General features: G+C 42.2%; 14 protein-coding genes. 5 read left to right on the top strand and 9 right to left on the bottom strand.

The window, feature by feature from the left end:
* Window position 1 precedes the first annotated feature (1 nt).
* Window positions 2–1825, top strand: coding sequence for an excinuclease ABC subunit UvrC (gene uvrC, locus E2R65_RS04710; protein WP_134335303.1), 1824 nt, complete (start codon window positions 2–4; stop codon window positions 1823–1825).
* A gap of 146 nt (window positions 1826–1971) precedes the next feature.
* Here uvrC and E2R65_RS04715 read toward each other — a convergent pair whose 3' ends face one another.
* The 9 genes from E2R65_RS04715 to E2R65_RS04755 all read right to left on the bottom strand — a co-directional run bounded on the left by E2R65_RS04715 (window position 1972) and on the right by E2R65_RS04755 (window position 10554).
* Window positions 1972–2340, bottom strand: coding sequence for a hypothetical protein (locus E2R65_RS04715; RefSeq protein ID WP_134335304.1), 369 nt, complete (start codon window positions 2338–2340; stop codon window positions 1972–1974).
* Window positions 2341–2462: 122 nt separating this feature from the next.
* Window positions 2463–2918, bottom strand: a complete 456-nt coding sequence (locus E2R65_RS04720; protein WP_134335305.1) for a hypothetical protein — start codon at window positions 2916–2918, stop codon at window positions 2463–2465.
* Window positions 2919–3279: 361 nt separating this feature from the next.
* Window positions 3280–3609 (bottom strand): hypothetical protein, encoded by a 330-nt coding sequence (locus tag E2R65_RS04725; protein WP_134335306.1) that lies wholly within the window; start codon window positions 3607–3609, stop codon window positions 3280–3282.
* Between the two features lie 192 nt (window positions 3610–3801).
* Window positions 3802–4776, bottom strand: a complete 975-nt coding sequence (gene porN / locus E2R65_RS04730) for a type IX secretion system ring subunit PorN/GldN (RefSeq protein ID WP_134335307.1) — start codon at window positions 4774–4776, stop codon at window positions 3802–3804.
* A 7-nt stretch (window positions 4777–4783) separates the two neighbouring features.
* The gene (gene porM / locus E2R65_RS04735) at window positions 4784–6301 is read right to left on the bottom strand and encodes a type IX secretion system motor protein PorM/GldM (RefSeq protein WP_134335308.1); all 1518 of its coding nucleotides are present in this window, start codon (window positions 6299–6301) and stop codon (window positions 4784–4786) included.
* Between the two features lie 37 nt (window positions 6302–6338).
* The gene (gene porL, locus E2R65_RS04740) at window positions 6339–7157 is read right to left on the bottom strand and encodes a type IX secretion system motor protein PorL/GldL (RefSeq protein WP_134335309.1); all 819 of its coding nucleotides are present in this window, start codon (window positions 7155–7157) and stop codon (window positions 6339–6341) included.
* Window positions 7158–7213: 56 nt separating this feature from the next.
* Window positions 7214–8536 (bottom strand): T9SS ring complex lipoprotein PorK/GldK, encoded by a 1323-nt coding sequence (porK, locus tag E2R65_RS04745; RefSeq protein WP_134335310.1) that lies wholly within the window; start codon window positions 8534–8536, stop codon window positions 7214–7216.
* 258 nt (window positions 8537–8794) lie between these two features.
* Window positions 8795–9559 carry a uroporphyrinogen-III synthase gene (locus E2R65_RS04750; RefSeq protein ID WP_134335311.1) on the bottom strand — a complete coding sequence of 255 codons (765 nt, stop codon included), beginning with the start codon at window positions 9557–9559 and terminating at the stop codon, window positions 8795–8797.
* A gap of 8 nt (window positions 9560–9567) precedes the next feature.
* The gene (locus E2R65_RS04755; protein WP_134335312.1) at window positions 9568–10554 is read right to left on the bottom strand and encodes a DUF4271 domain-containing protein; all 987 of its coding nucleotides are present in this window, start codon (window positions 10552–10554) and stop codon (window positions 9568–9570) included.
* A 106-nt stretch (window positions 10555–10660) separates the two neighbouring features.
* Here E2R65_RS04755 and hemW point away from each other — a divergent pair, with 106 nt between their 5' ends.
* The 4 genes from hemW (at window position 10661) to E2R65_RS04775 (ending at window position 13906) form a co-directional block, all read left to right on the top strand.
* Window positions 10661–11782, top strand: coding sequence for a radical SAM family heme chaperone HemW (gene hemW, locus E2R65_RS04760; protein WP_134335313.1), 1122 nt, complete (start codon window positions 10661–10663; stop codon window positions 11780–11782).
* A 43-nt stretch (window positions 11783–11825) separates the two neighbouring features.
* Window positions 11826–12035 (top strand): hypothetical protein, encoded by a 210-nt coding sequence (locus E2R65_RS04765; RefSeq protein WP_134335314.1) that lies wholly within the window; start codon window positions 11826–11828, stop codon window positions 12033–12035.
* 236 nt (window positions 12036–12271) lie between these two features.
* Window positions 12272–12820: a fasciclin domain-containing protein gene (locus E2R65_RS04770; RefSeq protein WP_134335315.1), complete on the top strand. Its 549-nt coding sequence runs from the start codon at window positions 12272–12274 to the stop codon at window positions 12818–12820.
* A gap of 207 nt (window positions 12821–13027) precedes the next feature.
* Window positions 13028–13906: a cupin-like domain-containing protein gene (locus E2R65_RS04775; RefSeq protein WP_134335316.1), complete on the top strand. Its 879-nt coding sequence runs from the start codon at window positions 13028–13030 to the stop codon at window positions 13904–13906.
* The last annotated feature ends 36 nt before the right edge of the window (window positions 13907–13942 follow it).

Genomic DNA, 13942 nt, shown 5'->3' on the forward strand with positions numbered 1-13942 from the left:
TATGGAGAAATTCGATTACAGGGAAGCATTAAAAAATATACCGCATAAACCGGGTGTTTACCAGTATTGGGATAGCGAGAAGGAGCTGATCTATATTGGTAAGGCAAAAGACCTGCGCAATCGCGTGGGGTCGTACTTTAATAAGGATACGCAGATCAATGCTAAAACGCGGGTTTTGGTATCTAAGATCCGTAATATTACGTTTACCATTGTGGATACCGAGGTGGATGCCTGGCTGCTGGAGAACAGCATGATCAAGAAGCATCAGCCACGCTATAATGTGATGCTGAAGGATGATAAAACCTACCCCTGGATCATCATCAAGAACGAAAATTACCCCCGCATTTACTGGACACGCCGCATTATTAAAGATGGCTCTAAATACCTTGGCCCCTACGCATCTGTCAGTATGATGCACACTATTTTAGGGCTTATTAAAGAAACCTATGCCCTGCGTACCTGCAACCTTAACCTTACCCGCGAAAACATCGAAAAAGGTAAATTTAAGGTTTGCCTGGAATATCAGTTGGGGAACTGCAAGGGCCCTTGTCAGGATTTCCAGTCGGAGGCGGATTACAACCAAAACATCAGCGAGATAACGGATGTGCTTAACGGCAAAATAGGCAACGTGGTGCGTGGCCTCAAAGCCGATCTGGATAAGGCCGTTGGTGATTTAAATTTTGAACAGGCCCACCGCCTGAAAAGGAAGCAAGACCTGCTGGAGAATTATCAGAGCAAATCAACCGTAGTAAATTCATCTATTACCGATGTGGATGTTTTCAGCATAGCATCTGAAGAGAAATATGCCTTTGTCAACTTCCTGAAGGTGATGAACGGAACGATTACCCAAACCCAAACCATCGAGCTAAAAAAACGATTGGACGAGACCGACGAGGAACTGTTAACGCTTGCCATTACCGAATTCCGCACCCGGTACAACAGCACGTCTAAAGAGATCATTGTACCTTTTGAGATCGACCTGGAAGACGCCAAATTAAAATTTACGGTACCTAAACTGGGCGAGAAGCGTAAACTGCTTGATCTGTCGCAAAAGAATGTGATGTTCTTTAAAAAAGAAAAGATAGACCAATACGAGAAGCTAAATCCCGAGGTACGTACCGAGCGGTTGCTTACCCTGATGATGAAGGACCTGCGCATGAATACGCTGCCGCGCCATATAGAGTGTTTTGATAACTCCAACTTCCAGGGTGCGTACCCGGTATCGGCCATTGTGGTGTTTAAGGATGCCAAACCATCTAAAAAAGATTACCGCTTTTTTAATGTAAAAACTGTTGTAGGGCCGGATGACTTTGCCACGATGGAAGAGGCCGTACACCGCCGTTACCGCCGCATGCTGGATGAAGGTACCGAGCTGCCGCAACTGATCATTATCGATGGTGGTAAGGGGCAGTTATCATCAGCCATGAAGAGTTTGAGGCTTTTGGGGATCGATAAACAGGTAACCATTATCGGTATTGCCAAGCGTTTGGAAGAACTCTATTACCCCGGCGACCAGTACCCGCTTTACCTCGACAAACGGTCTGAAACGCTTAAAGTGATCCAGCAGCTGCGTGATGAAGCCCACCGTTTCGGCATTACCGCTCACCGTAAAAAACGTGATAAAGGCACCTTAGCTACCGAATTAGAATTGATACCCGGCATCGGCAAAACCACTGCCGACAAGCTATTGAAATACTTTAAATCTGTTAAAAAGATCCGCGAAGCAACCGAAACCGAACTGCAGGAAGTGGTAAATTTAAAACAGGCCAAAGCCATCAGCCAGTATTTTAACCCATCGGTAAGTGATGTAACCGGGTTGGAGTAGTGTTGAATGTACAAACATCAATGCATTGCAACAGGCATAACCACAGGTGCAAGCAAAACGCAATTAATCAATTCTAATTTTTTGCCATCAATAAAGTTGGTGATATTTTCTATTAAACTTTGTAGTTGATCGTAATTTCCTTGTCTCTACTCATACATCAACTTTTCTTTTTCACTTACATTATTAAAGCTATCACTTTCCCAGCCTAATTTAAATCCGCAACCCTCATTATTTGTGATTACAAATGGTTGGATATAGATTTTATGACTATCCGTCTGTTTTAGTGAGGGGCTGTTTATTCTACCCTTTTGATTAATTATACTGATTGCCCGGCTAACTGCATTCACTATAAAAACAGGCCTATTAGTAGTATAGCTAATATTAGTAAGCTGATGTTTACGGATGTTAAAACGGATAAACACACAGCCTTTCCAACAACTATTATTAACCGAATCTACATTGGGTTTATAATTATTTACCAATGCCCATTTAATATCTGCAAGATCCTTTATCACAATGTCTTTTTGATCGTTCTGCGAAAAAGATTGAAAAGATATTAGTTGGAGTATTAGTAAAATAAGTATTCGGTATGGTTTAAGATAAACGCAAGGCACAAAATTTTGCTTTATATAAAAGGTTAAATAATTACAAAGAAACTTAGTGCACCCTTATCTATGTAGTAAAAAGAAACAATTTTATCTTGTTTAAATTCGAGATAAGTAACCGGCTTATTTTTAATGATTAATATAACAATATCGCCATAATCATCCGTATTGAATTTCTTTTTATTGCCTTTAAAACTATTGTAAGTGCAAATTTTGTAATCCGAAGAAGCAAAGGCTTCACCGGATGTTTTTACTAAATCTTCAACCATTGCGGATACGATTTTTTCCTTCTTCGCCTCTCGAATGGTATCATTCGCAGCGATATACATGTAGTTATCCATAATAAACCGGGAGTCTTTTCTATCCTTAAAAACAGCAGATATAAAACCCCTAATAGTTGAACTCCGCTTGGCAAACAGATCTTGCGCCTTGCATGGATTGCTAATCAAAAAAATAAAAGCAAACAATATTATGATTAATTTTTTCATGGGCATGTTCCTGATTTATTGGCGGGCTTAATATTGAAGCAATATCATATATAATCTTTATAGTAATCGCACCGTATAAGTTTGTAAGTATTCCTGCTCACTTTTGTAAGCCTTTATATATTATTAAATCATTCCATCGAACCGGAACCAACTTGTATCGGGCTTAAAACAACTCCGTCGAAAAACATCAAAGTCCCTTCTTTAAAATTAAATAAATTAAAAATAGATTTGTGAAGGTGATCCATTCGTGTATAAAACATAAAATATGATTGATAATATTCGCCTTTATCTTCAGTGCCTTTAAAAGAGCTTACTTTTGGAAAATTACATCCTGCCTGATAATTATATATAAAAGGCTGAATTATTCACGCTTGGATATTTTCAAAAAAGCAATTAACTCTCTGTCTTGCGTTATGCTATTTACAGCACTCACCAATTCATCAGTAATGAATTTTGTAGAATCTGTATCTCCGCTGAAAGATAGGTTGATTATTTTTCCTTGCGCAGAAACCTTGAACTTTACAAAAACGCACCCAATTCCGCAATACTTTGCTAAAGCAGACGAATCAGGATGATAATTTTTAAATATATAACCGCTAACCTTATTATAGTTTAACACTTGTTTCTTCTGTGCTGATAAAACTAATGGGCTACTCAAGATAATTATTAATATTATTAAATTATTTTTCATTGGGATAGGTAGGTATTATTTCTCATAAAGATAATATACGCTCATTACAAAAGCAATTATTTACCTTTAACAAAAAATGCTATAATCATTGTGATATATTACACATATCGGCATAATGCTTAACAATTGCCACATAAACAAAAAAGTCAAAATCCATTTGAATTTTGACTTTAATTTTTTGAATTTATCGTGTTACTCGCCGTATTTCCATAGGTTGAGCTCGTAATCCAACAATGATTTTTTGATCCTGTCAGATTCGTACAGCTTATCTATTCCCTGTGCGTAATCGCGGATGCGTTCGTCCTTATCGTTAGATTGTTTTACAATGTAGCTGGTAAAGATGCGTTTTACAAAGCAATCGTCAAAACTAAGGCCGGTTGCATCGTTGTTACGGCTTACGGCCTCTTTAACTGCCAGTATCGGCCTTGCCTCGGGGAAGTAGATCCAGAAAGCGGGCTGGTAATCCAGTTCTACCCCTGCTGCCTTTGGTTTGATCAGTGGTGCAATGCCGATGATGCGCGGCTCAAAAATAGAGCGCTGGCGGTCAAACACCCAATCTTCTTTGATACGGAATTTAATAACGCTATCCGGGTTAAATTCGCCGGCGCGCACTTCAGATCCTATTTTATTACCATCCTTATCAAACTTATCCACTACCGAGCTATCGGCCATACGGCTGCGGGCCTGCCCGGACGTTAAGCGTTTTGAAAAGCTATCGCCGTTAGGATCGTCCTTTGATCCGCCGGTTGGGTCATAAGCGGTTAGTTCGCCTGCATCAATAGCAGCCATCAGCACATCTATTAACCTGCCCTTGGGCGATAAAAGATACTGGTTCATTTTCTCGCGCAGGTCAATTTCACGCCATACACGTTTGGCAAACATCACGTCGGCCTCGCGCAGGTTGGCATAAGGGGTTACTTTAGCGCTTAAAATATTATTCTTTTTGTAATAACCGTCCATAGGGCGGTCAAAAGGTTTTAAGGTTTTTTTAGCAGTATCCCGCATGCCAAGCTCTACATTGCCGCCGCTGGTTGTGTTTTTCAACACAGATTGCGGTGCCGCAGCCGCTTTACGGGGCGCCGCCTTTTTGGTTGTTCTTTTGCGGTTTTGCGCAAAGGATGCGCTACAAACCAGGCAAAGTACTATGATCAAAAATCTTTTTTTCATAACCTTATTAATTAGCCGATAACACTATAGCATCAAGCCCGCGTTGTGCACCATCGGGGCCAACAGCAACAATTTCTTTAAATACCACGGTAGAACCCGGCGTTACACCCGCCATTGCCGACCGCATGGCGCCGGTAAGTTCTGCACCGCTGGCAGAATTGATCACCGCATCCTGGCGTGGTTTTATTACGATCAGGGTAAACCTGGTTACGTTAAATTTAGCATCAAAATCAAAGTTATCCAGCTTGGCAAATAACTTATCCTGCGCGCGCAGGTTGGCCGCGCTGGTATTACCACCGCTTTTGCCTGCAAACATCGGTTTAGGATCCGGGATACGTTTCACCCTAAACTCTGACGCGCCCAATACCATTCCCTTATCGCCGGTTACCGTAATTTTAGCGGTGCCTATTGCGTTTACGGTGGCGGTATAATGGCCTGCCGAACCGGTGATGGTACCACCGGTCATGCTAACTTTCATACTCTCTTTGGCAACACCCGGCGCCGAAACCGATAGCGGGTTTGGTACGCCGATATACAATACGTTCATCTTATCCGGAGAAACAACTGCCGATGGTTTTGCCACCATATAGCTGCCCGTAACCGGGTAAGCCTTTGGCGGCCCGTCTACCTGTTTAACCAGTAACTGACCTGTCCAGGTGCGCAAACCTTCGCCGCTTGCAGTGGTAGTGTAGGTACCTACACCGTTAGCTGTTGGTACAGATGACCCGCCTACCGTAATGGTAGGGTTAGAATTTTGATCATAAGCAGTTAAAAATATCTCGGCTTTGTATTGCTGGCCGGATAATACATAACTGGTGGGTGCCACGGCAACTGCCTTAAATTGGTTAAGAGTTACCTGTGCCTGGTCTACCTTGCCCAAAATCCTTTTCACCACTTCGTTCTCGGCATTTTTATTATCAGCCTGTATCTTAGCTAAGGTAGTTAAAACCGCACCTAACGGTATTCCCTCACCAAAATAACCCGTCTGGAAGGTTTTTGCCGGGTAACCGGGGCGCTTTGGCGGATCGTTAGCGTTTAATGAAAAGTTCACGTCTGCGCCGTCTTTACCTAAAAGCGATACCAGTTTAGCCTTGGTTTCTTCAATTTTTTGCTTTAATACATCGGCCTTTTTACCGTTTATCATCACTTCTGATGAAATATCAAGGCTTTCGCGGGCGTTTACATCATTTATTTCGGGGTTGATACCGCCGCCTTTTTCAACTAATTCTTTTTTTAGTTCTTCTATATATGCGTTAAGCTCGCCGGCAGTTTTACTTGCCTCTTTGGCATTTGCCAGTAATTTAGCTGCCTTTTCGGGCTGCTCTTTTAGTTTGGTTGCCTCGAATGCCGAATAGGTATTATCTAAACCGGTAGTAACATTTACGCGCGACTGATCTAAGCTGTTTGTGATATTTTTGAATGAATCCAGTAAACTATCCGGTACGTTTAGCGCTATAAGCCCTAATAATACCAGGTACAGGATACCTATCATTCGCTGTCTTGGGGTTTCTTTACCTCCGGCCATGCTCTATATTATTCTTTATGCCTTGTTAAAATAATTATTAATTAACGCGAGGTTGATTCATAGCTGTAAGCATGTTACCATACACCGAATTTAACGATGCCAGGTTTTTAGCTAAACGGCCAACTTCTTCTTTAAACTGTTTAGAATCATCTAACGATTCGTTAAAGTTATTCATCGTTAACGACAGGTTTTTGTAGAAGCTGTTCATTGCTTTTAAATGCGCGCTTGAATCCTGCAGTTCCAGTTCGTACACGGCGTTTAACGACGACAGGTTTTTAGCCAGGTTCGTCACCTGGTCATGATATGCTTTTGAATCTACATTGGTGTTAGCCATCTCGTTTAAGTTGGCAGATGCTTTTTCAAATGCAACGCTTAAGCCATCGTAGCTTGCGGTTGCCTGTTTTACCTTGTTGGTAAATGCAATGGTAGCATCGCCGGCATCGGTAACGCGCGATATGGCGTTAACCTTATCGCCAAATGTACGCAGGCCTTCGCCCAGGCTGCCGATAAGTTCGGGCCCTATTTTGGCATCTTCCAGCATTTTATCTAAAGCTGCAGTGTTAGAAAAGCCTGTTGTTACAGCGGCAGCTGCCGGCCTTGCTGATGCTTTAGGCAATTCGCCATTAAAATCTTCGTTAAGTTCAGGATAAGCACGGGTCCAATCCACATCCTTCTCTTCTCTTTGTAAACCCAGGATAAAAAATAATACCGCTTCGGCGCCTAATCCAAGTGTGATAAATTCTGAAGCGAATTTCCAGTGTTGAATTTTAAACAGAAGCCCGATGATCACAACGGTTGCACCAAGTGATATAATATTACCAATTCCAAAAGGTTTCTTTTTTCCAGTTCCAGCCATAAACTTTAGTAAGTGTGTTTTATTAGTATAATTTGTTTTGTTGTTTCTTTTTGAGATTAACGTCTGTCGTGAAGATCGCGACCCAGGAACGGTGTTACACAACGGAACCCAATGTATGATTTTGAGGTGTCCTGATACTCGAATGTACGTGTAGAATTTTGCAGAAAATAGCCGATATCTTTCCATGAACCACCGCGTACCACTTTACGTTTCAGCACTTCGGGGTCGCTGGCTTTGGCTTCGTAATTAAAGGTTGGCGCCAGATCATGCACAAAGGTAGATGCCGACTCGTCATAAGCAGATAAGGTCCACTCGGATACGTTACCCGCCATATTATACAACCCAAAATCATTAGGGAAGTATGACCGTACGTTAACCGTGTAAGCACCACCGTCATCTGTATAATTACCGCGGCCGGGTTTAAAGTTGGCCATTAAGCAGCCTTTTGCATTTTTAATATAAGGGCCGCCCCAGGGGTAATCTGTACCTACCCTGCCACCGCGCGCAGCGTATTCAAACTCGGCCTCGTTAGGCAAAGTAAAAGGCTGATTGGGCGGTAGTTTGCGTTTAAATTTCGCAGCCTCGTTTAAGCGGGTGCGCCATGCGGTGAACGCCCTTGCCTGGCGCCAGGTAACCCCCACTACCGGGTAATTACGATATGCCGGGTGAGAGAAGTAGCCTTCTACCATCGGCTCGTTGGCCGCGTACGAAAAATCGTTGAGCCAAACCAGGGTATCCGGGTAAACGGCCACGGTATCGCGCAGGATGAAATCCGAGCGCCTTTTAGTTTTATCATTACGATAGTTTGATGCATCGCGCAGGGTAAACATGGCATAGTTATATTTCAACATGCGCACATCTATCTCGTTACGGTCAAAAACCCGATCATCGCCCTGGTAATACATGCCCTGCAATTTTTGCTGATTTGCCGAAGCGCCTTTACCACGGGTGCTGAACACGCCGTTTTTGGCCACATACTCCCAGTTGATATACTTACGGCCGTTTGCATCGGCAGCTGCGCCTTTTTTAGGCTGGTAGTAGTATTTAGGGTCGTTTAAATAGTTGCTGATGGCAATAGAATCGCGCACCCAGAATACAAACTGTTTGTATTTAGAGTTTGAGATCTCTGTTTCGTCCATAAAGAACGGGGCTACGGTAACCTGTTTGGTTTGGGCGGTTTGGGCAAAGGTTACATCCTGGTCTGTCTGGCCCATTAAAAAAGTACCTCCTTTAATGTAAACCATGTTTAACGGAGTGGTTGCCCTGAAAGAACGCTGCCTCACTCCTACCACCTCGCCACTATTGTTACCGCCGCCTATACCGCATCCGGTTAAAATAGTACCACTCAAAATTATTATCAGAAAGTAAACTTGTTTCATTTTTTATTCAAAATCAATAATAATGCTATCAATTTACGCAACAGAACGCACCTTCGAATATATCACTTTTACACTTACTAAACCCAAAAAATGTTTTTTTTAATCTAACAATCAGTGTTATCTGTTTAAAAAAGCACTTATTTAAGGATCATGTAACTAAGCCAGCACGACAAAAGTATTCTGCTATTAAAATAAATACTTTCACCGTTATACGCGTATAACTTAAGAATGTTGCAATAGAGCAACAGTTAAAGTGAATTATTTATTAACCTGCTTTACGTACTGGTCTATAGCCATGGTCATGGAGGGGGCGCCGGGCGTTGGGGCGGGTATATCCAGTATCAAACCGGCATCTAAAACGGCCTTATGGGTTGTAGCCCCAAATGCGGCGATACGGGTGTTGTTCTGCTTAAAATCAGGAAAGTTTTTGTATAACGACTGGATACTGGACGGGCTGAAGAAGGCGATAACATCGTAAAAAACCTCGGCCAGGTCGCTCAGGTCGCTGCATACGGTACGAAATAATACTGCGGGGGTAAAGTTATAGCCATTATCCAGCAAAAACTTCTGCGTTTCTTCGGCAGCTACGTCAGAGCATGGGTAAAGAAACTTCTCGGCAGAGTGTTTTTTCAATACCTCGGCCAGGTCGGCAGCGGTTTGTTTACCAAAAAATATTTTACGCTTACGGTACTGAATATATTTTTGCAGGTACAGGGCAATGGTTTCAGACAGGCAGAAGTACTTCATTTCTACAGGTACCTCGAAACGCATCTCTTCGCAAATGCGGAAAAAATGGTCGGCAGAGTTACGGCTGGTGAAGATCACAGCAGTAAAATCGCCCAGGTTTATTTTTTCTTTACGAAAATCCTTGGCGGGCACCCCTTCAACATGAATAAACGACCTGAAATCAATTTTTAAATTTAGCTTTTTAGCTAACTCAGCATAAGGATTTTTATCATTCTCAGGTTTTGGCAGCGTAACTAAAATACTCTTAACCTTTTTCTTTCTATCTTCCAATGCCATATATAATCTTACCTAAATCCTATATTAAGTGCCTTAATCAATATTAATATGGGGCAAATTTCAAGGGCACAAAGATAGATAAATAAATAAAATTTATGAAATCGAAAATTTGAAATAATACTTACGCTGCTGCGCAGATATTGCCATATAAATATAACAACAACTAAAAGTAAAGTTATTGCCAGTAAAAAAGGGATAAACTGATCGGCTATCAGGCTAAAACACAGCGCTATGGGTAAAAAAACAAAGGTGATATTAAAATAGGTAAGCGATAGGGCCGAGATGTATTCGCTTACCAGTTTATTGATATCAAACACAAAACCTAAAAACTTAAGCACCAGAAATTTGCTTGCAAAAAGCGTGATAATAACAAACGATAGGGTAATAAAAAGCTGGAAACCCGCAATAGTATAATATACTTTGTAATAACCGGTGGTAAGCAAGTATAAAAACAAGCCGCAGGTAAACCCAAACAGCAGGAACAAGCCGGCAAACGTCCAGAAGTTGATGGGGCTATCCTCCTTACCGGCCTGGCTTACGGTTTTACGGTTGTAAAAGGATTGAAAAACGTTGCTCATATCCTTACTGGAGAATATGTTTAACCCCGATGCAAAAAGCATTAGGGCAATAATAATGGCTATTACCCAAACATCGCGCGAGGGCCTGGCGTGGCCGTATCCCTGCATGCTTTTAGTTTTTGATGACAGGCCGAGATACAGGTCGCCTTTGTATGTATTTGCCTTTAATATGCTATCAACAAAAATATTGGGGCGGTTGGGGTTTGGGGCAACTATATAAACTTTGCCCAATGAATCTGACACGAACTGCTCACGGCTGGCCGCAGCATGCGCTACCGAATCTAAAAAAGGCATTGGCCCTTTGTAGCGGGGGCGCAGCGGCATGCTGTCTGCAGCGGTTTGCACGGTATCTGCCTGTGCATAAGCAGTAGTATAGCCTGTGGCAAGCATCCATAAAAAGCAAATAAACCAGCGCATGTATCAAAACCGTATAAGCCGCAAATTTACCTTATTTATGGCACTTATAATAAGCGTTAACTTATTTATACTGGTTTAATTGAATTAATATCCTGATTTTTGCCCTATGGCCGGTATCTACATCCACATCCCGTTTTGCAAGCAAGCCTGCCATTATTGCGATTTCCATTTCAGTACATCTGCAAAATATAAAGATGAGATGGTTGATGCACTGGTTAAAGAGGTTAGCCTGCAAAAAGGCTATCTGGGTAATGAAACGGTGGAGACCATTTATTTTGGTGGGGGCACACCTTCGGTACTTTCTGCCGACGAGATCATCCGTATCATCAATACCATAACCGAGTTGCACACCGTTACCGCAGATGCCGAAATTACCCTGGAAGCTAACCCGGATGACCTGGACCGGCAAAAGATAAACGCTTTAAGGCATACGCCGGTTAACCGCTTCAGCATCGGCATCCAGTCATTTTTTGATGAGGACCTGCAATGGATGAACCGCGTGCACCGGGCAAAAGAGGCGGAGGCATCGATAAAACGCGCACAGGATGCCGGGTTTGAAAACATTACTGCCGACCTGATTTATGGCTACCCGCTGCTTACCGATACCAAATGGAAGCAAAACCTGTACAAAATTTTTGAACTGGGCATCCCCCACATATCCGCCTATAGCATGACGGTTGAGCCGCAAACGGCGCTGGCAGCCTTTATCAGCAAAAAAAAGCAGGCGCCCATGAACGAGGGCCAGAGCGCCAACCAGTTTAACCTGATGCTGGATGCCATGCAAAGCAACGGGTTTGAACAGTACGAGATCTCTAACTTTTGCCGGCCCGGCCATTACTCGCGCCATAACTCCAACTACTGGCGTGGCGTTAAGTACCTGGGTATCGGCCCATCGGCACACTCTTTTAACGGCGATAACCGGCAATGGAATATAGCCAACAATGCTAAATACATCAGCAGTGTAAATCTTAACACCATACCCGCCGAAATTGAAATACTGACAGAAACCAACCGCCTGAACGAATACATCATGACCGCGTTGCGCACCATCTGGGGGCTTGATCTGGATAAGCTTAACAGCATAGCACCCGGCGCCTCAAACGAGGTTTTAAAAGCCGCCAAGCCTTATTTTGAGGACGGCAGCCTTTTGCAAAACGATCATATTTTAACACTCAGCCCTAAGGGTAAGTTATATGCCGATATAATAACTTCTAATATTTTCTTTTAACGAATATTAATTGCAATTTGCATTTAACAAACTAACCAATTATATGAAAAATCTAAATTTAAAGAAAAATCAACTAACCAGAAGTGAACTTAAAACAGTTTTAGGTGGCAAAGAACAATTACCTAATTATAATTGGGTTTGCGCTTGTAATAACAACCAAGCTTACACAGTGGATGGCGTTTCTGCAACTTATGCTTTAGCAACTATCGACACTTATTGCGGTGACGGCGGTGGTTATTGCAGACCCTATTAATATTGCTGTTATTTTAATTTAGGGATTATAAATCCCTAAATTAATTTTTTAAATGCATTATCCGTATTAAATTACGGCTCTCATTTATTATCACTCCTGCCCAGATTTAATATACTTCTTAAATTCCTATAAGAAGATCAACTATAGCGTTTGGTTGTTTGAAATATGGCATCCGGCAAAACCGCCTGCGGCGTAAAGGCGTATCTGCTATAACAAATAAAACATACCTAAGAAACATGAAAAAATTAATTATCGCGGCGTTTGCTTTAGCAGCTATTGCAATAGCCCCTAACACTTACGCCCAAACTAAAATGGTTGGCGGTGCAGCAATGTATCCAACAAAAAACATTGTAGAAAACGCCGTAAATTCAAAAGACCATACCATACTGGTAGAGGCAGTTAAAGCTGCAGGTTTGGTAGAAACCCTGCAATCTGCAGGCCCGTTCACTGTGTTTGCACCAACTAACGAGGCATTTAACAAATTGCCAAAAGGCACTGTAGAAACTTTGGTAAAACCAGAGAACAAAGCAACCTTAACTAAAATTTTAACTTACCATGTTGTAGCAGGTAAAGTTAGCGCTGCAGATTTAATGGCAAAAATTAAAGCCGGTAAAGGTACTGCCGAATTAACTACCGTTAGCGGTGGCGTTTTAAAAGCCATGGCAAAAGGCGGCAAAATTTATTTAGTTGACGAAAAAGGCGGCAAAAGCTGGGTAACCATTGCCGATGTTAACCAAAGCAACGGCGTAATACACGTAGTAAATACTGTATTAATGCCAAATTAGTCGGTTAATAGTTGGCAGTAGCAAAATGTGAGTGAGTGTGATGAGTACTGCACTGCCAACTAAAAACTGAAAACTTTTATACTACCTGTTAAACCCGGTTGCAAAAGCGCCGGGTTTGTTTTTTTGTCAAAAAAATAGCACAAATAGATTTTTAAATGTTATGCCTGTGTTAAAAAATTAATTTTGCACAGAATAGGAATATATACCATGAGCTTGTCCCTTACCCAGATAGACAGAGTTGATAACATCAGCAAAAAAGATTTCATCAACAATTATTTAAAACCACGCAAACCGCTGGTGATACGCAAGGCCACACAAAGCTGGCCCGCGCTGCAAAAATGGACCTTTGATTATTTAAAGGAAACCGTGGGCGACCAGCTTGTGCCGTTGTACGACAGCTCAAAAGCCGATCCATCAAAACCTATTAATGCATCGGCTGCCGAAATGAAGTTTGGCGATTACATCAACCTGATACAAAAAGAGCCAACCGACCTGCGCATCTTTTTATTCGACCCGATAAAGCATGCCCCGGCATTACTGGATGATTACCGCTCCCCTACCGGTTTGATGGGCGGCTTTTTAGATAAATACCCCAATATGTTTTTCGGCGGCAAAGGCTCGGTTACCTTTTTACATTACGATATCGATCTGGCACACATCTTCCACACTCATTTTAACGGCCGCAAACATGTTATTTTGTTTGATAATAAGTGGAGCGAACGCCTGTACAAGATCCCCTTTGCTACTTATGCCCTGGAAGATTATGATATTGAAAACCCCGACTTTGAAAAATTCCCGGCACTAAACGGCATACAAGGCCAGGAAACTATTTTAGAGCATGGCGACACTTTGTTTATGCCAACCGGTTACTGGCACTGGATGAAATACCTGGACGGGTCGTTCTCCATATCGCTGCGCGCCTGGGACAGCTCCTGGGCTATCAAGGCAAAAAGCCTGTACAACCTTACCATACAACGCAAGTTTGATGATCTGATGAAAAAGAACTTCCGGATAGGGTATATGGATTGGAAAGAAAAGCTGGCCATAAAACGTGCCGGTAAAGCATTGGCGGCAGGCAAGCCGTAAATGATTATTGTAGAGACGCGAAACTTCGCGTCTTTT

Source organism: Mucilaginibacter phyllosphaerae, assembly GCF_004378255.1.
Taxonomy (GTDB): domain Bacteria; phylum Bacteroidota; class Bacteroidia; order Sphingobacteriales; family Sphingobacteriaceae; genus Mucilaginibacter; species Mucilaginibacter phyllosphaerae.